A 23,011-nucleotide genomic window follows, 5' to 3' on the forward strand; every position below is an offset into this window, starting at 1 on the left:
CAAATGGGCACCTGTGACCTTGGGTGCCCATTCGCATCTATCATCCTCTTCACGTCAACACCCTTGACACCACCTGGCACTTCACTCCCTACTAGTTCCTGCGCACCCCTCTGACAACGTTGTCCAAGCGCACTTCCTCGGGAGGAATGGCTCGGCATGCAACCCCGACACGGTTCTCGCACGAGACAAAGCAGCACGGCCGCGTTGATCGCGGCTTCTCTGGTCCTGGTCGTGACGGCCCCCACGGCAGCCGCCGCCCAGTCGGGCGGAAAGGGCCACGGCCCCACGGGCGACCGGACCTTCAGCACATCCTTCGAGGCAGACGAAAAGCAGCCGGACTGGCGCAATACCGTCGAAGAAGGCCCCGACGGAAAGAAGCGGGCATCGGGTATCGATGGCGGCTTCTCCTCCGGAATACCGGGCAATGTGACCGACAAGGTCACCGATGTACGCGCCAGTGACGAGAACACCGGCGGCGGCGAGGTGAAGGAAAACCTCGTCGACGGCGAATCCGGCACGAAGTGGCTGTCCTTCGAGTCCACGGCCTGGGCCGAGTTCGATCTCACCGAGCCGGTCAAGGTGGTGACGTACGCCCTCACGTCCGCCGACGACCACGACGAGCGCGACCCGAAGGACTGGACCCTCCAGGGCTCCGAGGACGGCAAGACCTGGACGGACCTGGACCGGCAGACCGGCCAGACGTTCAGCGAGCGCTTCCAGACCAAGTCGTACGACTTCACGTCGGACAAGGCCTACCAGCACTTCCGGCTGGACATCACGAAGAACAACGGCGCGTCGGACGCGACCCAGCTCGCCGACGTCCAGTTCTCCGACGGGGACACCTCCGCCCCCGCCCCCGCCGACATGCGCAGCCAGATCGACCGCGGCCCCTCCGGCTCCCCCACCGCCAAGGCCGGCGCCGGTTTCACGGGCAAGAAGGCGCTGCGGTACGCGGGCACCCACAAGGCGGACGGCCGCGCCTACTCGTACAACAAGATCTTCGACGTCAACACGGCCGTCACCCGGGACACCGAACTTTCCTACCTGGTGTACCCCCAGATGGGCGAGACGGACCTCTCCTACCCGGCCACGCACGTCGCGGTGGACCTGGCGTTCACGGACGGCACGTACCTCAGTGATCTGCGGGCCACCGACTCCAACGGCGGGCTGCTGACCCCGCAGGGCCAGGCCGACGCCAAGCGGCTCTACGTCAACCAGTGGAACAAGGTCGACGCCTCGATCGGCACCGTCGCGGCGGGCAAGACCGTCGACCGGATCCTGGTCGCCTACGACTCCCCCAAGGGCCCGGCGAAGTTCCAGGGCTGGATCGACGACCTGAAGATCGCTCCCAAGGCTCCCGAGAAGCGCAAGGCGCACCTCTCCGACTACGCCTCGACCGTCCGGGGCACCAACTCCAGCGGCGGCTTCTCGCGCGGCAACAACTTCCCCGCGACCGCGGTGCCCAACGGGTTCAATTTCTGGACCCCGGTCACCAACGCCGGCTCGACCAGCTGGCTGTACGACTACGCGCGCGGCAACAACGACGACAACCTGCCCACGCTCCAGGCGTTCAGCGCCAGCCACGAGCCGAGCCCCTGGATGGGCGACCGGCAGACCTTCCAGCTGATGCCGTCGGCGGCCTCCGGCACCCCGGACGCCTCCCGCACCGCCCGCGCGCTGCCGTTCAAGCACGAGAACGAGACGGCCAGGCCCCACTACTACGGGGTGACGTTCGAGAACGGCCTCAAGGCCGAGATGACGCCGACCGACCACGCGGCGCGGATGCGGTTCACGTATCCCGGCAAGGACGCGAGCATCGTCTTCGACAACGTCTCCAACGACGGCGGACTCACCCTCGACCCGAAGACCAGCTCCTTCACCGGCTTCTCCGACGTCAAGAGCGGCGGCTCGACCGGTGCCACCCGGCTCTTCGTGTACGGCGTCTTCGACGCGCCCGTCACCGGCAGCGGCAAGCTGTCCGGCGGCGGCGGTGACGACGTCACCGGCTATCTGCGGTTCGACGCGGGCAAGGACCGTACGGTCAATCTGCGGCTCGCGACCTCGCTGATCAGCGTCGACCAGGCCAAGCAGAACCTGGCCGCCGAGATCCCCGCATCGCGCTCCTTCGGCCGGGTCGAGGACAAGGCCCAGGACGCCTGGGACGACCTGCTGGGCAAGGTCGAGGTCGAGGGCGCCACCGCCGACCAGCTGACCACGCTGTACTCCAGCATGTACCGGCTCTACCTCTACCCGAACTCGGGCTTCGAGCAGGTCGGCGGCAAGGACACCTACGCGTCCCCGTTCTCCCCGCAGGTCGGCTCGGACACCCCGACGCACACCGGCGCGAAGATCGTCCAGGGCAAGGTGTACGTCAACAACGGCTTCTGGGACACCTACCGCACGACCTGGCCTGCCTACTCCTTCCTCACCCCGAAGAAGGCCGGCGAGATGGTGGACGGCTTCGTCCAGCAGTACAAGGACGGCGGCTGGATCTCCCGCTGGTCCTCCCCCGGCTACTCGGACCTGATGACCGGCACCTCCTCGGACGTCGCGTTCGCCGACGCGTACGTCAAGGGCGTGAAGTTCGACGCGGAGGCGGCGTACGACGCGGCCCTGAAGAACGCCACGGTCGTCCCGCCGTCCTCGGGCGTCGGCCGCAAGGGCATGGAGACCTCGCCGTTCGTCGGCTACGCGAACACCGACACGCACGAGGGCCTGTCCTGGTCGCTGGAGGGCTACGTCAACGACTACGGCATCGCCCGGATGGGCCAGGCGCTCTACAAGAAGACGCACAAGCAGCGCTACAAGGACGAGTCCGAGTACTTCCTGAACCGGGCCCGCAGCTATGTCGAGCTGTTCGACGACAAGGCGGGCTTCTTCCAGGGCAAGGACGCCAAGGGCGACTGGCGTCTGCCCTCCGACCAGTACGACCCCCGCGTCTGGGGCTACGACTACACGGAGACCAACGGCTGGGGCTACGCCTTCACCGCCCCGCAGGACAGCAAGGGCCTGGCCAACCTGTACGGCGGCCGGGACGGTCTGGCCAAGAAGCTGGACACGTACTTCGCCACCCCCGAGACGGCGGGCCCCGAGTTCGTCGGCTCGTACGGCGGGGTCATCCACGAGATGACGGAGGCCCGTGACGTACGGATGGGGCAGTACGGCCACAGCAACCAGGTCGCGCACCACGTCACGTACATGTACGACGCCGCCTCGCAGCCGTACAAGACGCAGGAGAAGGTCCGCGAGGTCCTGAGCCGGCTGTACACGGGCAGCGAGATCGGCCAGGGCTACCACGGCGACGAGGACAACGGCGAGCAGTCGGCCTGGTACCTCTTCTCCTCGCTCGGCTTCTACCCGCTGGTCATGGGCAGCGGCGAGTACGCGATCGGCTCCCCGCTGTTCACCAAGACCACCGTGCACCTGGAGAACGGCCACGACCTGGTCGTCAGGGCGCCGAAGAACAGCGCGAAGAACATCTACGTCCAGGGCCTGAAGGTCAACGGCAAGAAGTGGACCTCCACCTCGCTGCCGCACGACCTGCTGGCCAAGGGCGGGGTGCTCGACTTCGACATGGGCTCCAAGCCGTCCGCCTGGGGCACCGGCAAGAACGCCGCGCCGGTCTCCATCACCCAGGACGACCAGGTGCCCTCGCCGAAGAAGGACGTGCTGAAGGGCGCGGGCCCGCTGTTCGACGACACCTCGGCCACCTCGGGCGCGGTGGAGACGGTGGAGCTGCCGGCCGCCGCGGGCACCAAGGCGGTCCAGTACACGCTGACCTCGGCCGCCGCGGCGAAGGCCCCGACCGGCTGGGTCCTCCAGGGCTCGGCGGACGGGACCTCCTGGAAGGACCTCGACAAGCGGTCCGGCGAGACCTTCGCCTGGGACAAGCAGACCCGGGTGTTCTCGGTACGGGCGCCGAAGGCGTACGCGAAGTACCGGCTGGTGAGCGCACAGGCGGCGACGCTGGCGGAGATCGAGCTGATCTCCTGAGCCGTCCGCCGCACCTCTGAGGACGGGCCGCCCGGTTTCCGGGCGGCCCGTTCCCGTGTGCGCGGGCGGGGCGGGCCCCGCCCTCAGGAGTGCTGTTCCGCCTTGTCGCGCAGCGCCTGCTCCACGGCCGCGCGCACCCGCTCCTCCTCCCGCCGCGCGCGCCGGACGCGCGCCCGGCGGACGAGCACGAAGGCGGCGACGGCCCCGCCCAGGACGAGGGCCAGGAGCAGCAGGAGCGTCCAGGGGACGGCCCAGCCGTGGGCCGTGGTCCGGACGGGGTCGAGGGCGCGGGTCGAGCCGGCGGCGTCGGTGAGGAGCGGGGTGACGGCGACGGTGGCCGCGAGCCGGAGGGCCGGGGTGACGTCGTGGACGGGGACCGTGACCTTCCAGCGCTCGCCGGGGAGCAGCTCCGGCGGCGCCGCGATCGTGCCGGCCCCGGTGCTCAGCGTTCCGAAGGGGCCGGTGAGGGTGACCTTCTGGGTGCCGGAGAGCAGCGCGTTGCCGGTGTTGTGGAGGCTGTACGTCACGGTGGCGTCGCCCCGGCCGAAGGGGTTAGCGGTCCCCCGGTAGTCGATGTGCAGGTCCTCGACGGCGAGCGCGGGCTTCAGGGCGCCGCTGACCCGCAGCTTGATCCGGACGCCGAGGCGCCGGTCGACCGTGATGCCCTCGCTGTCACCGGGCTGCTTGAGCGACGTCAGGATGCCGCCCACGTAGTCGCCGGGGGGCGCGTTGCGCGGGACCTTCACGGTGAAGGGGATCTCGGCGCTCTTCCCGGGGGCGATCCGCACGCTCGCGCGGTCCGCCCGCACCCAGGCGCCGACGGAGCGGGACTTCTTCCCCTCGGTGAGCAGGTCGAGCTGCCCCTTGTCCGTGGTGAAGCCGTCGGCCGCGTAGACGGCGAGGGTCAGCGGGTCCGTGCCGTGGTTGGCCACGACGAGGGCGTCCTCGGCCTCACCGCCGGGGTTGAGCGCGTAGCCGAAGCTCGACCGGTCCTCCCCGTAGTCGTTCGCGGCCGTCCGGACCGTCCAGGTGACGTCGCCGCCGGCCGCCCGGGCGGGGGCCGTGAACGCACCGGATGCCAGGGCCGCGAGCAGGACGAGGAGGGCGGTGCGGACGGCGGCGGTGCGGCGAGGTGGTGCCACTGCGTGCATGGGGTCTCTCTCGGAACGGCGGCGTGGCAGGCTGCGGCGTACCGGAGCCTGCCACGCCGGTGGAGCGGGGAGGGTCAGCTGCTCAGCGCGGTGACGGTGAGGGTGGCGCGGTAGCCGCCCTTCTGGACGGAGTCCGGGATCCTCAGGTCGAGGTCGGCGCCCAGGCGGGCCGTACCCCGGGCGTGGCCCTGGGGCGCGGAGCCGAGGTTCCGGGAGAGGGCGAGGCCCTCGCCCTTGCCGTCGTAGCCGGAGGGGACCGACGGACCGGCCTTGGCGCCGGCGCCCTGGTCGAGGATGTAGGGCGACCAGCCGAGGTAGGAGCCCGCGAACGTCTTCTCGGCGTCCTTGAAGGTGCTCACGCCGGCCGAGACCGCCCACGGGGAGAGCGAGCGGCGGGTGTCCGACACCCGGATCGGGTTGATCTTGCCGGAGGCGGTGAAGTGGTCGCCGTTCTCCTCCTTGGCCGTGCCGAGGTCCACAAGGCCGTTGTAGCCGTCGATGGTCCAGCCGAACTCGCCGGGAGCGGGCTTGGGGACGTTGACCTGGAGGGACTGGCCGTCACCGTGGTACGGGTGGACGCTCACCTTGTCGACGACCGAGCCGACCGGCTGGGCGGTGGTGGTGTTCTTGCACCAGTCGCCCTTGGAGACCTGGGAGTTGGGCGCCTCGCAGGTGCCGCTGCGGATGTTTTCGACGACGAGCTTGTCGTCCCGCACCTGGACCTTGACGTAGCTGCGGACGTGCTCCTGGTTCTGGACCGAGTTGTACCAGTAGCTGTCCGGGTTCAGCGGGTCGGCGCCGTTGCCCGCGCCGCTGGTGCCGCTGGAGTCGGGCGGGGTGATGTCGTAGTACTTCGAGCCCGAGGCCGAGTTGGCCGTGACGTACAGGACGCCGCCGGGACCGGGGTAGACGTCCGCCGCGCCGGGCTGCTCGTCGGGGTCGGCCTTCTTGCCGTTCTTGATGAGGTAGCTGCGGGAGTAGCTGTGGTCGTGGCCCTGGAGGACCATGTCGACGCCCAGCTTGGAGAAGGTCGTCGGGAAGTCGACGCGGCGGACCTTGTTGTCCTTGTCCTTGGCGTGCGAGGCCGGCGAGTAGATCGAGTGGTGGTAGACGAGCACCTTCCACTTGGCCTCGGAGCCGTGCTCGTTGATGACGTCCGTGACGTACTTGGTGTGCGCCTCGTCGCCCCCGCCGCCCTGGGCGGTGTCGTAGCTGTTGCTGTTGAGGTCGATGAACAGCACATCCTTGTAGATGTACCAGTAGTTGCCGCCCGAGGTGTCGGACGCCGGGTTGCCGTTGGCGTACAGCGCGCCGGAGCTGTCGGTGTTCGGCGTCGAGAAGTGCTGCTCGTACGCCTTGCCGCCGACGTCGTGGTTGCCGATGGTGGCCGCCCACGGGTACTGGCGCAGCTGGTCGGGGGCGAGGAAGGCGGTCCACTGGGACTCGTTGTTGGCGCTCTCGACCTGGTCGCCGCCGGAGACCAGGATCTCCGCCTTCGGGTTGGCCTTGGTGGCCACGTCCAGGGTGTCCTGCCAGCCGGCCTGGTCCTGCGCCAGGTCCCCGGAGGAACCTATCTGCGGGTCGCCGAGGAACAGGAAGTCGTAGTCGCCCTCGAAGTCCTGGGTGGTGAAGGAGTACGCCGGGGACCAGTTGCCCTCGGTGCCGACGCGGTAGGAGTACGCCGTGTTCTCCTTGAGGCCGGTGAGCGTGGCGCTGCGGTTGTAGCCGCTGCCCGCGGTGTTCTTGGCGCCCAGGGCGTCGAAGTTGGCCGAGTCGGCGGGGAACTCGCCACCGGTGACCTGCGCGGTGGGGGCGAGCTGGACCTTCTGGGCGGTGTCGGCGGAGGAGTACCAGCTGACGGTGCGCTGGGTCTCGTTGGCACCGACGCCCAGGACGATGCCGGAGAGGGTGGAAAAGTCGGCCGCCGCGGCGGGCGAGGCCTGTCCGCCGGCGAAGGCCACGGCCAGACCGAGGAAGGCGGCGGTGGCGCCGGTGGCCACACGGTGCCCCACGGGCCTGCCGGCCCGCTGGGAAGGGTTCGTTCTCATGAGGTATCGATTCTTTTGTGTACAAACGGTGGGCAAGTTGTGCGCACACGAAGGACGGCACCAAGGTCCCGGCACCGGGTGAACAGCGCGCGAAGGTGATCCGGGCGGGGGCTGAACATCACCCGCGCACCGCGCCTACGCCCCGGTGACGCGCTGCGCGAACCAGGCGAGCCCCATCACGGCCACCCCCGCCGACAGCGCCCCGGTCACCCACCGGGCGGCGCGCGGCGAGCGGCGCCCGAGCAGCAGCAGGAGCGGGAACAGCAGCGCGATGAAGCCGAGTTGGACGGCCTCGATGCCGATGTTGAACACCAGCAGGGACCACAGCAGCGTCCAGGACCACGCCGCCTCGATGCCGAGGGCGCCCGCGAAGCCGAGACCGTGTACGAGGCCGAAGCAGAACACCACGCCGAGCCGGGTCCATCCGGCGCGGTCCAGCCCGAACCGGCCCGCGCCCGGCTGCCGGAGCTCCGCGTCCGGGCCGGTGCCCGCGCGCAGGCGCCACAGGTGCCAGCCCGCGACCACGGCGATGGACAGCGCGATGACCGGCTCCACCAGACCGGCGGGGACGTCGACCAGGCCCAGGGCGGCCAGCAGGAACGTCACCGAGTGGGCGAGGGTGAACGCGGTGGCCGCCAGGACGACTTCGCGGGGCCGCCGCGATCCGGCGATGAGGGCGAGCAGGAACAGGATGTGGTCGGTGCCCGTCAGCAGGTGCTCGGCGCCGAGGCGGAAGAACTCCCAGAAGCGCTGCGGCCAGGACTGGCTGATGGAGAAGGCCGGGTGGCCGCTGTCGAGGGCGGCGCTGCCGGTGCGGCCGTCGACCGCGTAGGTGACGATCGTCTTGGTCCCCTTGACGTACCCCTCCCGGTCGGGGAAGAGGCCGCTGCGTATCTCGTGGTCGCCGGTGCCGTGTCCGCCGCAGGTCCAGTCGAGCGTGAGCAGGGCGTAGGGCACGCCCTCCTCGGTTCCCACCCGGAACCCGCCGGCGGGCGCGGGCGCGCAGCCGGCGCCGCCCGCGGTGACCGAGAAGCGCCGGGTGACGTAGTCGAGGACGGTCGCGCGGTGCGCGTCGAGGGCCCGGGCCTGGGCGGCGGCGTCCTCGGCCTCGAACGCGTCGGTTCCGGCACGGAAGAGCGGGTCGTCGGAGCCCGCGTCGGCGGCCGAGACGACCAGCAGGTCGTACTCCAGCTTCAGTTCGCTCCGCACCCGGCCGTCACCGTCGGCGGTGACGTGGGCGTGGACGACGGAGCTGAAGCCGTGTGCGGCTGCGGGCCCGGCGAGGCCCAGCAGGAGGAAGGCCGCCGCGGCGAAGGCGGACAGCAGGCGGCGGGCATGGTGCGGCATGGGTCTCCTGGGGCGTGTCGTCGAACTGGCGTCGCTGCCCGAAGGGCGGCCGCGCGGCGTCAGGCGCGGCGAGAGTGCGTGCATGGCGTCGCGAGGCAGACACCGGTTGGACGACACGCCCCAGGGGTTGCCCGTGCACCGTGCTGGTCGCGGATGAACCGCCGACGACCGGTCAGCGAACCATGAGAAAACATGCGTTCGAAAACGGTCGGATCGATGGAGATCGTGTGGAACGGCCGAGCAGGATGTGCGAAAAGCCGCTCCGTACCGAAGGACGATCGCCTTGCACCGCCCGCCCCTCGCCGCCGTCCTGGTGGTGGCCGCCGCCCTGCTCACCGGATGCGCCTCGGGTGACGACTGGTCACAGCGGCGCCCCGCCCCCTCCGCCGTCGGCACCCCGGGCGCGGGGTTCACCGACCCCGACCGGCCGCCCGCGCCGGAGTCGACCGTCACACCGAGTCCGGGCTCGTGGTCCGGGGTCCGGCCCGCGCCCGGCACCCGCGTCGTCCTGCTCACCGCCGGAGGCGACGGCCCGGCGAAGACCCTCGCCAAGGCGGTGAAGGAGTGGGCGGCGGATACGGACGTGGACCTGCGCACCGTGACGGCCGCCGGTGCCGCCGATCTGCTGCCCGCCGTCACCCGGGCGCTGGACCTGCACCCGGATCTCGTCGTCAGCGCGGGCAACGACCTCATCGATCCCCTGACGACGGTGACCCCGAGCCATCTCCGCCAGAAGTTCCTGGTCGTGGGGGCGGAACTCGCCGAACCCACCGAGAACGTGACGGCGGTCGACTGGACCGGGGCCTCGTTCCGGGGCGAAGGGCTCGGCATGTCCTCGACGTACGACCCCGCCTCGTTCACCGAAGCCCGCTGCGCCGCGGCCGTCCGGGCGGGCGTGGCGGCGGCGCTGACGGGTCGCACCGGGATCGTGGTGTGGCTGGACGACTTCTAGGGCGTGTCCGGGAAGTCCCGGCCGGCCGCGCTCTCACCCCACGGTGCAGGTGAGCCGGGTGGCGGGATCGGGGGCCCCGCCGGCGGAGACGTATCCGAAGGTCGCGGACGCGCCCGGGGCGAGCGACCCGTTCCAGTCCGTGTTGTGGACCATCACCTCCTGGCCCTGGACGGTCATCGCCCCGCTCCAGAGGCTGTCCACGCGCTGCCCGTCCGGCTGGGTCCAGCCGACCATCCAGCCGAGCATCGGCACATCGCCGGTGTTGGTGACGGTCACCTCGGACTGGTAGCCGCCGCTCCAGGTGTTGGTGACCTCGGGCGTCGCGGCGCACAGGCCGGGCGGCGGCTCGGTCGGGGTGGTGGTGGAGCCGTCCCCGACCCCGGTCACCTCGCCGTCGCCGCCGTCGAAGACCACGTCGGAGCAGGAGTAGAAGGTCTCCTGGCTGTCGGAGCGCTGCCACACCATGTAGATGACGTCGCGGCCGTCCCTGCCTGAGGGCAGCGCCCCGGACCAGGAGTAGTTGGCCTCCACCGTGCCCGGCGTGCCGTTCAGCGGCGGGTGGTCGACGGTGAGGAAGGGGGTCTCCTCCATGTCGTCCCAGGTCAGCGGCTGCGTCGGGTCGTAGCCGTCCTTGGTGATGTAGACGTGGAACGAACCGGGGTGCGCGGCCCAGGCGTTGTACGAGAAGTCGACGGTCGCGCCCGAGGTCAGGTGGGTCAGCGGCCAGTTGGCGCTGGGGGTGTCGAAGCCGGTGAAGTTGGGGTTCCCGCCGCTGCACAGCTCACCGTCGGGCACGAAGCCCCGGGTGCGGCCCGCACCGTCGGAGCGGAGCACGGAGAACCAGTTGTAGAACGGGGTGGTCCCGCTCTCCTGCGCGGCGGCCCGGCAGGCGGGGTTGACCGGCTTGATCTCTCCGGTGCCGGTGAGCGCGTCCTGCCAGCACAGGAAGGTGCGGCTGGCGGGCTTCATCGGTGTGCCGTGGGCCTCGGCCCGGCCGCCGGACGCGGTCAGGACCAGCCCGAGGGCGGGGACGGCGGTGAGGAGGGCGAGCAGGGTCAGAAGCAGGGCTCTGCTGCGGGCGCCGGCCAGGAGCCGGCCCCCGATCGGTAAGCGGCGGCTCGATCGGTGGTTCACGGGGTACGTCCCTTCGCTGCTGTCGTCCGGGGGGAAAGGCGGAACAACGTTCGGGTCGTGCGGTGCTGCCACAGAGAAGTGGGAGCGCTCCCACTTCTCGGGGAGGCTAGCGCTCCGTTGCGGGACTGTAAACGGTCCGGCGCCGGATTCCCCCGGGCCTCAGGCGCGTTCGGGGGTCTCCGGGACCACCGTGGGGAACAGGCTCTCCGGCAGGCTGACATTCCACGCCGTGATGACCGGCTGGCCGTGCTCCCTGCCGAGCCGCGACACGGCCCCCGTCGCGAGCTGGAAGAGCGTGCCCTCGGCCGGGGTCAGCCCGAGGTAGCGCGCCGTCAGGACACGCAGGAAGTGGGAGTGGGCGACGAGCGCGATGTCCTCGTCCCCGGCGCGTCCGGCCGCCTCCGCCACCTCGGCCAGCACCCGGTCGGCCCGGTCGCCGACCTCGGCGGGCGTCTCGCCGGGGTGGGCGTCGGGACCGGGGACGACACCGTCGGTCCAGAGGTTCCAGTCGGGGCGGGTGCGGTGGATCTCGTCGGTGGTGATGCCCTCGTAGCCGCCGTAGTCCCACTCCCGCAGCTCGGGCGTGATGCGAGGTGCGGCGAGCCCGGCCAGCTCGGCGGTGCGCCGGGCCCGCACGGAGGGGCTGACCAGGGTGAGCGCGATGGCCCGGTCGGCGAGCAGGGGCGCCAGGGCACGGGCCTGGCGTTCGCCGAGGGGCGTCAGGGGCAGATCGGTGTGGCTCGTGTGCTGTCCGTTGCGGGACCACTCGGTCTCGCCGTGCCGGATCAGGATCAACTCGCCCATGTGGAGGCCATCCGCTCTCAGTGCCGTTACCGCTCAGGTGCTGTCGACGGTGCGAACCCGCTGGTCCACGATCGCATTCCGGCCGCGGCGAGCGGGGCGGGCGCGCCCGGGAGTGGCCCGATACGGCTACGCCGCAGGGGTCCGCCGGGAGCGCCCGGCCCCTGGCGCGCACCGACGACGACGGCGGACCCGCACCCGACGGCCCGGTGAACACCGCCCCGCCGGCGGGCCCTGCGGGACGGGGTGACACGGCCACCGCCCGGCCGAGACCACGGGAGAGGGCTGCCCGGCCGTGACCATCACGCCCTCACCGGGGCGCGCCCCGGTGATCACATGCCGGAAACACCGCCGCAGCCCGCCCGACAAATCACCCTGTTACGTTCGTCGTACGCGGCCGGCGTCGCCCGCTCCATCCCGCCTCCGGACCCTCGGTCCGGCCGGTGCACGAGGAGGACAGCGGTGCATGTTCCGGTACACCGAACCGCCGGCGCACGGTTTCGTGGTAGGGGCACGGGGGGCCGCGCGCCCGCCTGGCTCGCCCATGTGACGCGGCTGCGCAGGGCCCCCGTGCCCCGGACGGCCATGGTGCGCGGGGCGCTGAGCGCGGGGCCCCTGCTCGCGGCCGGGATCGCGGCGGGGCGTCCGGGACCGGGCGTGCTCGCCGCGCTCGGGGCGATGCTCGCCGGGGTCAACGACCGGCCCGGGACCCGGCGCAAGGGGCTCGTCCACATCGGGCTGCCCGCCGCGGCCGGATCGCTCGGACTGCTCGTCGGGGCCCTGGTCGCGGACGGGGCGGGACGGTGGGCGGCGATCCCCGTCCTCTTCGTCGTGGGCTGGGTCTCCGGCGCGCTGAGCACACGGGGCGCGGTGTGGTCGGCGGCCGCCCTCCAGATGCTGGTCACCACCACCATCGGCCTCGGGATGCCCCTGGCGGGGCCGGCCTGGCTGAAGGCGCTCTGCTTCCTGGCCGGGGCAGGCTGGCTGGTCCTGCTGCGGCTGCTGCTGCGCACGCCCTCGCGGAGCGCGACGCGGTGGAGCGGCGAACGCGAGGCCGTGGCGGCGGTGTTCGATGCGCTCGCGGACGCGCTGGGTGCGCTCGGCGGCCCGGACGCACCGGCCGCGCGCCGCCGGCTGGTCGCCGCGCAGCAGCAGGCGGACGAGGCGCTGCGGCTGATGCGGCTGCTCCCCTGGCCCGGCCGGTCCCGCGGCCTCGGCCACGCGCTCGCCGCCCGCTTCGGCGCGGCGGTCGCGCTGTGCGAGGCGAGCATCGCGCTGCTCTGGGAGGGCCGGGCCGTTCCGGCCGGGGTGGCCGAGGGGCCCCGCCGGCTGGCCGGGGCAGTCCGCACCGGCGGCCCGGCGGGCGCGCTGCCGAGCCCCCGGCCGGACACGGTCGAACGGCTCGCCTTCGACCGGGCGGTGCTGGCTGCCGCGGTGACCTTCGACCGGACGACGGCCGGTGCGCGGGCTCCGTACGGCCGAAGGACCGCGGGAGGGACGGACCGCTCCCCCTCCAGGCTCCGGCCGGGCCCGTTCGTCCCGGGGCTGTTCACCCCGGCGGGCCGGGAGTACGGGCTGCGCGTGGCGCTCTGCGTCTCCGTCACGGCGGTCGTCGCGCTGCTGCTGCACGAGGGGCACTGGTACTGGCTGCCGGCCACCGCCGCGTTTCTGGTGAAGCCCGACATGGGGCCGCTGTTCTCACGGGTGGTGAACCGGTTCGCCGGGACGGTGGCCGGGGTGCTGGTCTTCGTCGCGCTCACGGCCCTGCCGGGCGGGCCGGGAACGCCGCTCGTGGTGACCGCAGTTGTGGTGGCCGGGGCCCTGGTCCCCCTCTCCACCCGCCACTTCGCCTTCCAGACGGCGGTGATCACCGTGCTGGTGCTGTCGTTCGTGCACACCGCGGGCGACACCGAGGCGGCCGCGTCCCGGCTGCTGGAGACCTTCCTCGCCTGCGCCATCGTGCTGCTGGTCGGCCATCTGCCCCGGCTGGCCGATCCGCGGGTGCGGGTGGGCCACCGGTTCGCCGTCACGCTGCGCGCCACGGAGCGGTATCTGCGCCATGTACTGGAGGCGCCGGACGCGGCCGGGGACGCGCATCGCGCCGAGGCACTGGCGTTGCGCGGCGCCGCCTACCGCGCGCTGGCCGAGGCGCGGGCTGCCGCCGAGACCGCCGCCGCCGAGCTGGTCGGGCCGTTCGGCGGGCGGCGGCAGGACTGGTCGGCGGTGACGGTGGCGGCCGAGCTGGTCGTGGACGCCTCGACCGCGTGCGCGCTGCGGGTCGGGCACGGGGTGCCGAGGCCCGCTCCGGCCGAGGTGGAGCGGGTGACCACGGCGCTGTCCGTGCTGGCGGACGCCCTGGAGGACGGGCACCGGACCGTGCGGCCGGCGCCCGGGCCGGGGCCGCGCGACTGCCGTTCGCTGCGCGATGTGATGACCCAGCTGCACGGCATCCACCGGCTGACCGCGCAGGACGCTCCGGAGCCGTCGAGGGCCGTCTCCGCGCCGCTCTCCTGACCTTCCCGGCCCCGGCAACACCCGCAAACCGGGGCGAAGATGTCATGGTGGCGTCATTTCGCCAAACCCTTGGACACGTGAGGGACTCGTGAAAGGATCACCCTCAATTCCGTGACGTGTCCCCGTATCACGCGGCGCGTCACGCCTCGCCCCACCACCCATGGAGAACACACGTGGCCAAGATTTCTGGCCGTCGGTCCGGACGGGCCGCCACCCGTCTCGCCGCCGCCGCGATAACCGCGGCTCTGGTCGGCACCGGCGCATCCGCCTTCGCCGCAGAGCCGGGCGACGCGCCCATGTTCGGTCTCGCCGGCCTCGACAGCACCGGCGCCTCGTATTACTACACCCCGAGCGGGGACGGCAGCCTGGAGAAGCGCGTCCCGCTCGACACCGGCTGGAAGGACGTCAAGTTCCTCGGCCGGGTGGACCACAACGCGGACAACGTCGCCGACGGCCGCTGGCAGCTGGACACCAAGGGCGACATCTACTACTACGCCAACGACAACTCCGCGGCGAAGAAGATCGGCTACGGCTGGGGCAGCTACAACACCCTGGTCTCCCCCGGCCAGTTCGGCGGCGCCGAGGGCGGCGACCTGCTCGCCCGTGACACCAAGGGCGACCTGTACCTGTACCTGGGCTACGGCGACGGCACGGTCACCAAGCGCATCAAGGTCGGCTACGGCTGGGACATCTACACCCAGATCGCCGGCAACGGCGACCTGAGCGGCGACGGCAACAGCGACCTGGTCGCCCGCGACAAGTCCGGCGTCCTGTGGCTCTACAAGGGCACCGGCAACCAGAAGGCGCCGTTCGCCAAGCGCACCAAGATCGGCAGCGGCTGGAACCAGTACAACACCCTGTTCGCGGCCGGTGACATCGACCTCGACGGCACCGCCGACCTGGTCGCCCGGAACGCCAAGGGCGAGCTCTACCTGTACCGGGGAACGGGCAACGCCGCCGCCCCGTACAAGGTCAAGGCGCTCATCGGAACATCGGGCTGGAACACCTACCGCCTCTTCTTCTGAGCCCTGCTCCGGTGGTTACACACTCATGACGAAACGTGAAGGTTCTGCGCCGGAAATCGTGACACGATTCAGCTGAATCGGTGGCCCGCCGCCATGTGCGGCGGGCCACGTCCCACTTCACGATCCATGGAGTACTTGTGGCCAAAACCACTGGCCGGCACTACACGCGCACAGCCGCTCGCGCGGCAGCCGCGGCGCTCACCGCCGCCCTCGTCGCCACGGGCACCTCGGCCGTGGCCGCCGACGCCCCGCAGCCCTCGCTCGCCGCGCCGGCGGACCAGCCGGCGGCGGCGACCTCGGTCGCCGCCGCGGCTGCGACCCCGTCGTTCGCGCTGTACGGCGTGAACTCCGCGGGCACCGCCTACTCGTACGCACCCAACGGCAAGGGCGGTCTCTCCGCCCGCGAATCCTCGGGTTCGGGCTGGGTCGGCGTCTCCGCGATGATGCAGGTCGGCCACCAGGCCGACGGCAAGAGCGACGGTCTCTGGTTCCGTGAGACCAACGGCGACATGGGCTACCTGAAGTTCGACTCGTCGTCGTTCAGGATCGGCACCGGCTGGAACATCTACAACAAGATCATCTCTCCCGGTCAGATCGGCGGCGCAGCCGCCGGCGACATGCTCGCCCGTGCCACCAACGGCGACCTGTACGTGTACCTCGGGTACGGCGACGGCAAGGTCACCAAGCGCATCAAGGTCGGCTACGGCTGGGACATCTACAACGAGATCGCCGGCAACGGCGACCTGAACGGCGACGGCAAGAACGACGTCGTCGCCCGCGACAAGTCCGGCGTCCTGTGGCTCTACAAGGGCACCGGCAACCAGAAGGCGCCGTTCGCCAAGCGCACCAAGATCGGCAGCGGCTGGAACCAGTACAACCTGCTGGTCTCCACGGGCGACGTCGACCTGGACGGCAAGGCCGACCTCATCGCCCGCAAGGGCGGCGAGCTCTACCTGTACAAGGGCACCGGCAACGCCGCGACCCCGTACAAGGCGAAGGTCCGGATCGGCACCAGCGGCTGGGACAGCTACAAGTTCCTGTTCTGAGCCGGTCGGCCGTGCCTGTGTAGTTCCTTCCGGAACATGAGAGGGCCGCATCCCCGTCGCCGGGGATGCGGCCCTCTCGCCGTACTGCCGCTGCCGGCTACTTGCGGATCAGGCTGCGGAGCACGTACTGCAGGATGCCGCCGTTGCGGTAGTAGTCCGCCTCACCGGGGGTGTCGATGCGGACCACGCCGTCGAACTCCACGCCGGTGTCGGTGGTGACCTTGACCGTGCGGGGGGTCGTGCCGTCGTTCAGCTCGGTCACGCCGGTGAAGGAGAAGGTCTCCTCGCCGGTGAGGCCGAGGGACTCGGCGGTCGCGCCCTCCGGGAACTGGAGCGGAAGGACGCCCATGCCGATGAGGTTCGAGCGGTGGATGCGCTCGTAGGACTCGGCGATGACGGCCTTGACGCCGAGGAGCGCGGTGCCCTTGGCCGCCCAGTCGCGGGACGAGCCGGAGCCGTACTCCTTGCCCGCCAGGATGACCAGCGGGGTGCCGGCGGCCTGGTAGTTCTGCGAGGCGTCGTAGATGAAGGACACCGGGCCGTCGGCCTGGGTGAAGTCGCGGGTGAAGCCGCCCTCGGTGCCCGGCGCGATCTGGTTGCGCAGGCGGATGTTGGCGAACGTGCCGCGGATCATGACCTCGTGGTTGCCTCGGCGCGAGCCGTAGGAGTTGAAGTCACGGCGCTCGATGCCGTGCTCCGTGAGGTACTTGCCGGCCGGGGTGTCGGCCTTGATCGCACCGGCCGGGGAGATGTGGTCGGTGGTGACCGAGTCGCCCAGCTTGGCCAGCACACGGGCGCCGGTGATGTCGGAGACCGGGGTGGTCTCCATCGTCATGCCCTCGAAGTACGGGGGCTTGCGCACGTAGGTGGACTCGGAGTCCCACTCGAAGGTGTTGCCGGTGGGGATCGAGAGCGCCTGCCACTGGGCGTCGCCCGCGAAGACGTCCTGGTAGGACTTGTTGAACATGTCCTCGCCGATGGAGTTGGCGACGACGTCGTTCACCTCGGCCTCGGTCGGCCAGATGTCGGTCAGGTAGACCGGCTTGCCGTCCTGGTCGGTGCCCAGGGCGTCCTTGGTGATGTCGACCTTCATCGAGCCCGCGATGGCGTACGCGACGACCAGCGGCGGGGACGCCAGGTAGTTCATCTTGACGTCGGGGTTGATCCGGCCCTCGAAGTTGCGGTTGCCGGAGAGCACCGAGGTCACAGCCAGGTCGTGCTCGTTGACCGCCTTGGAGACCTCTTCCGGCAGCGGGCCGGAGTTGCCGATGCAGGTGGTGCAGCCGTAGCCGACGAGGTTGAAGCCGACCTTGTCGAGGTACGGGGTCAGGCCCGCCTTGTCGAAGTAGTCGGTGACGACCTTCGAGCCCGGGGCGAGAGTGGTCTTGACCCAGGGCTTGCGGCTCAGACCCTTCTCGACGGCCTTCTTCGCCACGAGCGCCGCGGCGACCATGACGTACGGGTTCGAGGTGTTGGTGCAGGAGGTGATCGCGGCGACGGTGACGGCGCCGTGGTCCAGCTCGTACGTCGTGCCGTCGGGGGCGGTGACGGTGACCGGGTTCGACGGGACGCCGTTGGCGGCGGCCGGCGAGTCGGAGGCCGGGAAGGACTCCTTGCCCGCCTCCTCGTCGTCCGAGACGTAGTTGCGGACGTCCTGGGCGAACTGCGCCTTGGCGTTCGCGAGGACGATACGGTCCTGCGGGCGCTTCGGGCCGGCGATGGAGGGGACGACCGAGGAGAGGTCGAGCTCCAGCTTCTCGGAGAAGTCCGGCTCGGCGGCCGGGTCGAGCCAGAGGCCCTGCTCCTTGGCGTACGCCTCGACGAGCGCGACCTGCTGCTCGTCACGGCCGGTCAGGCGCAGGTACTTCAGCGTCTCGTCGTCGATCGGGAAGATCGCGGCGGTGGAGCCGAACTCCGGCGACATGTTGCCGATGGTGGCGCGGTTGGCGAGCGAGGTGGCGGCGACGCCCTCACCGTAGAACTCGACGAACTTGCCGACGACGCCGTGCTTGCGGAGCATCTCGGTGATGGTCAGCACGAGGTCGGTGGCGGTGGTGCCGGCCGGCAGCTCGCCGGTCAGCTTGAAGCCGACGACGCGCGGGATGAGCATGGAGACCGGCTGGCCGAGCATCGCGGCCTCGGCCTCGATGCCGCCGACGCCCCAGCCCAGCACACCGAGGCCGTTGACCATCGTGGTGTGCGAGTCGGTGCCGACGAGGGTGTCGGGGTACGCCTGGCCGCCCCGGACCATGACCGTGCGGGCCAGGTGCTCGATGTTGACCTGGTGGACGATGCCGGTGCCCGGGGGGACGACCTTGAACTCGTCGAAGGCGGTCTGGCCCCAGCGCAGGAACTGGTAGCGCTCCTTGTTGCGGCCGTACTCCAGCTCGACGTTCTGTGCGAACGCCTCGTTGGTGCCGAACTTGTCGGCGATGACGGAGTGGTCGATGACCAGCTCGGCCGGGGCCAGCGGGTTGATCTTCGCCGGGTCGCCGCCGAGCTCCTTGACGGCCTCACGCATGGTGGCGAGGTCGACGACACAGGGCACACCGGTGAAGTCCTGCATGATCACGCGGGCCGGCGTGAACTGGATCTCCTGGCTGGGCTGGGCCTGGGAGTCCCAGCCGCCGAGCGCCCGGATGTGGTCGGCGGTGATGTTCGCGCCGTCCTCCGTGCGGAGCAGGTTCTCCAGCAGCACCTTCAGGCTGTAAGGGAGGCGCGCGGAGCCCTCGACCTTGTCCAGCTTGAAGATCTCGTACGACTCGTCGCCCACGCGCAGCGTGCTGCGGGCGTCGAAGCTGTTCGCCGACACGACAGTCTCCTTCATCAATGTGCGCGTAACTCCGCGCCGCGCCTCACTTCGGCGGGCGCCGCGTGGTGCCGCCTCGGACCACCCGACCATCCGCTAAGGTAAGGCTTAGTTAGGTAGCCCTTACCGTGCGGCGGCCCGCTGTGCGCCTTCGGCATATATCTCGATGTCGAGATAACTCTAGTACATCACTGCGGACGGGTCATGTCCGGGCGCCCCCGTGCGGGAGGAATACGCCCGGGTGCGCGCCCCGTGCGCAGGCCGGCCGCGGCGAGTACGGCCATCGAGACGGTGGCCGCCGCCGCGATCGCGAGGCCGCCGTGCGCGCCGAAGGCGTCCACCGCGCGGCCCGACACCGCCGCCGCGCCGGCCGAACCGGCCGCGCTCGCGGAGTTCAGCCAGCTGAACGCCTGGGTCAGGACGGACCGGTGCACGGCGGACTCGGCCAGCACCGACAGCAGCACCAGGACGGGCGGCACGGCGGCGCCGGACAGCACGATCAGGGCCCCCAGCGCCAGCGGCGAGCGGGCGGTGAGCAGCAGCAGGCTGCCGAGCGCCAGCCAGGCCGTGACCGCGGCGAGCTGCACCCCCGGGGCCGTACGCCACCGGCGCAGCCCGTATAGCCAGCCGGCCAGCAGGCCTCCGCAGTTCGACGCCACGAAGACGGGTGCCGCCGCCGCGGCGGCGTGGTGCTCGACCGCGAAGGCGGTCACCGACACCCGGATCGCGCCGAAGTACACCCCGATGGCGAGGTTGAGTCCGGCCGCCCGCACGAATCCCGGCCGCAGCAGCGAGCGGCCGGTGCGGGAACGCCCGGTGGCCTCGGGGGCGGACAGCGGGGGCGCGGTGCCGCGCTGGGCGGCGAGGGCCCCGCCGCCGCCCACCACCAGCGCAGCCGCGAGGATCGTGCCCAGCGCCGGGTGACCGCTCGCGCCGAGGAGGCTGACCAGGGCGGGGCCGGCCAGAAAGCCGACGGCGTTGCCGAGCGATTCCAGCGCGAAGGCACCGGGCAGCTCGGCAGGCCGCTCCGCGCGCAGCAGCGTGACCCAGCGGGCCGCCGACAGCGCGCCCAGCTGGGGGACGGTGGCGCCGGCCAGCGCCCCGCCCGCCGCCATCAGCGCGCCCGGGCCGCCCCCGGCGACGGCCGCCAGCAGCGCGGCGACGGCCCCGGCGTGCGCGAGCAGGAGGGGCGGCAGCACCCGGGTCTGGCCGAAGCGGTCCATCAGCCGGGCCAGTTGCGGCCCGGCCAGGGCCTCGGCCACGGCGAAGGCGCCGGTCACCAGACCGGCCGAGGCGTACGAGCCGGTGCGGCCGTGCACCAGCCAGACGACGCCGAGGCCGGTCATGGCGATGCCGAGGCGGCCGGTGCAGGCGGTCAGGAAGAAGGCCGCGGCCCCGGGGGTGCGCAGCAGTTCGCGGTAGGGCGCCGATGGCACGGAGTGTCCTCTTCGCTGCCCGGCGGGGCGGATCACCCGGGGTCGTCGGCGTCCGGTTTCATCGACCCGTGATCACAGCCCGGAACCGTCCAGTGGTGGCGTGGAGCGGGGACACGCACCCCACGCCGACTCCGTCACCGGGCAGAAGTCCCTTGTCCGCACAGTCTGTTGTGCGGTCAGTTCCTCGTACGATACGTCACGCGCCTACCCCGGAGTCCGGCGGCGGATCAGCTCCTTGCTCTCCTCCGGCAGCGCGTCGGCGACCAGCAGCCGGGGCAGCAGCTCCGGGTGCAGGGTCATCGCCCGGAATTCGAGCGCGACCGTGATGTCGTGCGCGGGGCGGTGCACGATCTCGACCGGGTCGCCGGTCCGGATGTCGCCGGGCTCGATCACCCGCAGATAGGCGCCCGGGCGTGCGGCCCGTGTGAACCGCTTGATCCAGCCGTCGCGCTCCAGCCAGCCCTGGAACGTCGCACACGGGATCCGCGCGCACGACACCTCCAGTACGACATCGGGTCCGATGCGCCACCGTTCACCGATCAGGGCGCCGTTGACGTCGAGGCCGAGGGTGGTGAGGTTCTCGCCGAACACCCCGTCGGTGAGCGGCCTGCCGAACTCGCCCTGCCACCCGTCGAGGTCCTCCCGGGCGTAGGCGTACACGGCCTGGTCGGCTCCGCCGTGGTGCTTCACGTCGTGGACGCGGTCGCCGGCGAGACCGACCGCACCGGTGCCCTTGGGCCCGGGGGCGGTCACCGCGACCGGACCGGCCACGGGCCGCTTGTCGATGCCGGTCGCCTCCAGCCCCTTCCACGGGTTGGGCCGGGGGCGGCCGATGTTGACCGAGAGCACCTTCATGCCGCGGACCCTACGAGCCGCCGCCCGCGCACACCACACCTTTTCGGCGCGGGGCTTCTCGGCGCGGGGCCGGCACCCTCGGACGCACACCGCGTGCCGAACCCGCACAAAGACGCGACGCTTGGTGCGGACGTGACCGAACGGTGCCCGGCTCCCCCACATGCCTCTCACCCGAACAGCGCACCCCCACGCGAGTGTCATCTCATATCTGAGATAGCCTTTCGGCATGTCAGATGACTACCTCGTACGTATCGGCAAGCTCATCCGTGACGCCCGTCAGCACCGGGGTTGGACACAGAGCCAGCTCGCCGAGGCGCTCGCCACCAGCCAGAGCGCCGTGAACCGCATCGAGCGCGGCAACCAAAACATCAGCCTTGAGATGATCGCGCGCATCGGTGAAGCACTCGACAGCGAAATCGTGTCGCTCGGCTACGCCGGTCCCATGCATCTGCGCGTGGTCGGCGGCCGCCGGCTCTCCGGCGCCATCGACGTCAAGACCAGCAAGAACGCCTGTGTGGCCCTGCTCTGCGCCTCGCTCCTCAACAAGGGGCGCACGGTGCTGCGCCGGGTCGCCCGCATCGAGGAGGTCTACCGCCTCCTGGAGGTGCTGAACTCCATCGGCGTGCGCGCCCGCTGGATCAACGACGGCACCGACCTGGAGATCGTCCCGCCGGCCCGGCTCGACATGGACGCGATCGACGCGGACGCCGCCCGCCGCACCCGGTCGATCATCATGTTCCTCGGCCCGCTGCTGCACCGCATGGACCACTTCAAGCTCCCGTACGCGGGCGGCTGCGACCTCGGCACCCGCACGATCGAGCCGCACATGATCGCGCTGCGCCGCTTCGGCCTGGAGATCGCCGCGACCGAGGGCATCTACCACGCCCAGGTCGACCACTCGGTCACGCCCGGCCGCCCCATCGTGCTGACCGAGCGCGGCGACACGGTGACCGAGAACGCCCTGCTGGCCGCAGCCCGGCACGACGGCGTCACGGTCATCCGCAACGCCTCGTCCAACTACATGGTCCAGGACCTCTGCTTCTTCCTGGAGGCGCTGGGTGTACGGGTGGACGGCGTCGGCACGACGACGCTGACGGTGCACGGGGTGGCCACCATCGACGTGGACGTCGACTACTCCCCCTCCGAGGACCCGGTCGAGGCGATGAGCCTGCTCGCGGCCGCCGTCGTCACGGAGTCGGAGCTGACGATCCGCCGGGTGCCGATCGAGTTCCTGGAGATCGAGCTCGCGGTCCTGGAGGAGATGGGCGTCGACTGCGCCCGCACGGCGGAGTACGCGGCGGACAACGGCCGTACCCGCCTGGTCGACCTGACGGTCCGTCCCTCCAAGCTGGAGGCGCCGATCGACAAGATCCACCCGATGCCGTTCCCCGGCCTCAACATCGACAACGTGCCGTTCTTCGCGGCCATCGCCGCCTCGGCCCACGGCCAGACCCTGATCCACGACTGGGTCTACGACAACCGCGCCATCTACCTCACCGACCTCAACCGCCTCGGCGGCCGCCTCCAGCTCCTGGACCCGCACCGCGTCCTGGTCGAGGGCCCCACCCGCTGGCGCGCGGCCGAGATGATGTGCCCGCCGGCCCTGCGCCCGGCGGTGGTCGTCCTGCTCGCGATGATGGCGGCGGAGGGGACTTCGGTCCTGCGCAACGTCTACGTCATCAACCGGGGTTACGAGGAACTGGCGGAGCGGCTGAACTCGGTGGGCGCGCAGATCGAGATCTTCCGGGACATCTGATCCGGCGCAATGTCGTGCCCCTTGGAGGCAAGGGGCACGACACCTCAACATGCCAGCTGACCTGCGAGTACTCACCTTCACAACCCTCCATTGATCACTGTTGTTTTTCAGCGCCTTGTGCAACGCACGTGCAAGATGATCTTG

The 23,011-nt window shown here is 71.1% G+C and carries 14 protein-coding genes; 6 read left to right on the forward strand and 8 right to left on the reverse strand.

From position 1 onward, the window contains the following. Window positions 1-156: 156 nt before the first annotated feature. A complete protein-coding gene (locus RLT58_RS07445; protein ID WP_311309600.1) occupies window positions 157-3,993 on the forward strand; it encodes a GH92 family glycosyl hydrolase in 3,837 nt (1,278 codons plus the stop codon). 83 nt (window positions 3,994-4,076) lie between these two features. Here RLT58_RS07445 and RLT58_RS07450 read toward each other — a convergent pair whose 3' ends face one another. From RLT58_RS07450 to RLT58_RS07460, 3 genes are all read right to left on the reverse strand, one after another. Further along, a complete protein-coding gene (locus tag RLT58_RS07450) occupies window positions 4,077-5,144 on the reverse strand; it encodes a WxL protein peptidoglycan domain-containing protein (protein WP_311309601.1) in 1,068 nt (355 codons plus the stop codon). A gap of 74 nt (window positions 5,145-5,218) precedes the next feature. After that, entirely contained in the window at window positions 5,219-7,192 is a 1,974-nt protein-coding gene (locus tag RLT58_RS07455) for a purple acid phosphatase family protein (RefSeq protein WP_311309602.1), read from the reverse strand. Between the two features lie 135 nt (window positions 7,193-7,327). Beyond that, the gene (locus RLT58_RS07460; RefSeq protein WP_311309603.1) at window positions 7,328-8,539 is read right to left on the reverse strand and encodes a HupE/UreJ family protein; all 1,212 of its coding nucleotides are present in this window, start codon (window positions 8,537-8,539) and stop codon (window positions 7,328-7,330) included. Window positions 8,540-8,822: 283 nt separating this feature from the next. Between RLT58_RS07460 and RLT58_RS07465 the strand changes: the two genes are divergently transcribed. Continuing rightward, window positions 8,823-9,491: a type 1 periplasmic-binding domain-containing protein gene (locus RLT58_RS07465; protein ID WP_311309604.1), complete on the forward strand. Its 669-nt coding sequence runs from the start codon at window positions 8,823-8,825 to the stop codon at window positions 9,489-9,491. Window positions 9,492-9,524: 33 nt separating this feature from the next. On the opposite strand, the gene RLT58_RS07470 is transcribed toward RLT58_RS07465, so the two are convergent. Together RLT58_RS07470 and RLT58_RS07475 are read right to left on the reverse strand one after the other, a co-directional pair. Further along, window positions 9,525-10,625 (reverse strand): lytic polysaccharide monooxygenase auxiliary activity family 9 protein, encoded by a 1,101-nt coding sequence (locus RLT58_RS07470; protein WP_311309605.1) that lies wholly within the window; start codon window positions 10,623-10,625, stop codon window positions 9,525-9,527. A gap of 159 nt (window positions 10,626-10,784) precedes the next feature. Beyond that, on the reverse strand, window positions 10,785-11,429 hold the full coding sequence (locus RLT58_RS07475; protein WP_311309606.1) for a histidine phosphatase family protein: 645 nt from the start codon (window positions 11,427-11,429) through the stop codon (window positions 10,785-10,787). Between the two features lie 567 nt (window positions 11,430-11,996). On the opposite strand from RLT58_RS07475, the gene RLT58_RS07480 reads away from it, so the two are divergent. From RLT58_RS07480 to RLT58_RS07490, 3 genes are all read left to right on the forward strand, one after another. Next, on the forward strand, window positions 11,997-13,940 hold the full coding sequence (locus RLT58_RS07480) for an FUSC family protein (RefSeq protein WP_311309607.1): 1,944 nt from the start codon (window positions 11,997-11,999) through the stop codon (window positions 13,938-13,940). 173 nt (window positions 13,941-14,113) lie between these two features. Further along, the gene (locus RLT58_RS07485; RefSeq protein WP_311309608.1) at window positions 14,114-14,965 is read left to right on the forward strand and encodes an FG-GAP repeat domain-containing protein; all 852 of its coding nucleotides are present in this window, start codon (window positions 14,114-14,116) and stop codon (window positions 14,963-14,965) included. A gap of 137 nt (window positions 14,966-15,102) precedes the next feature. Then, a complete protein-coding gene (locus RLT58_RS07490) occupies window positions 15,103-16,011 on the forward strand; it encodes an FG-GAP repeat domain-containing protein (RefSeq protein WP_311309609.1) in 909 nt (302 codons plus the stop codon). 97 nt (window positions 16,012-16,108) lie between these two features. Here the strand turns inward: RLT58_RS07490 and acnA are convergent, their stop codons facing one another. The 3 genes from acnA to RLT58_RS07505 form a co-directional block, all read right to left on the reverse strand. After that, the gene (gene acnA / locus RLT58_RS07495) at window positions 16,109-18,823 is read right to left on the reverse strand and encodes an aconitate hydratase AcnA (protein ID WP_311309610.1); all 2,715 of its coding nucleotides are present in this window, start codon (window positions 18,821-18,823) and stop codon (window positions 16,109-16,111) included. A gap of 185 nt (window positions 18,824-19,008) precedes the next feature. Further along, window positions 19,009-20,256: an MFS transporter gene (locus tag RLT58_RS07500; RefSeq protein WP_311309611.1), complete on the reverse strand. Its 1,248-nt coding sequence runs from the start codon at window positions 20,254-20,256 to the stop codon at window positions 19,009-19,011. Between the two features lie 204 nt (window positions 20,257-20,460). Further along, a complete protein-coding gene (locus tag RLT58_RS07505) occupies window positions 20,461-21,111 on the reverse strand; it encodes an MOSC domain-containing protein (protein ID WP_311309612.1) in 651 nt (216 codons plus the stop codon). A gap of 226 nt (window positions 21,112-21,337) precedes the next feature. Here RLT58_RS07505 and RLT58_RS07510 point away from each other — a divergent pair, with 226 nt between their 5' ends. Continuing rightward, the gene (locus RLT58_RS07510; RefSeq protein WP_311309613.1) at window positions 21,338-22,867 is read left to right on the forward strand and encodes a type II toxin-antitoxin system RelB family anti-toxin; all 1,530 of its coding nucleotides are present in this window, start codon (window positions 21,338-21,340) and stop codon (window positions 22,865-22,867) included. Window positions 22,868-23,011: the final 144 nt, after the last annotated feature.

The sequence above is a fragment of the Streptomyces sp. ITFR-16 genome (assembly GCF_031844705.1).
Lineage (GTDB): Bacteria > Actinomycetota > Actinomycetes > Streptomycetales > Streptomycetaceae > Streptomyces.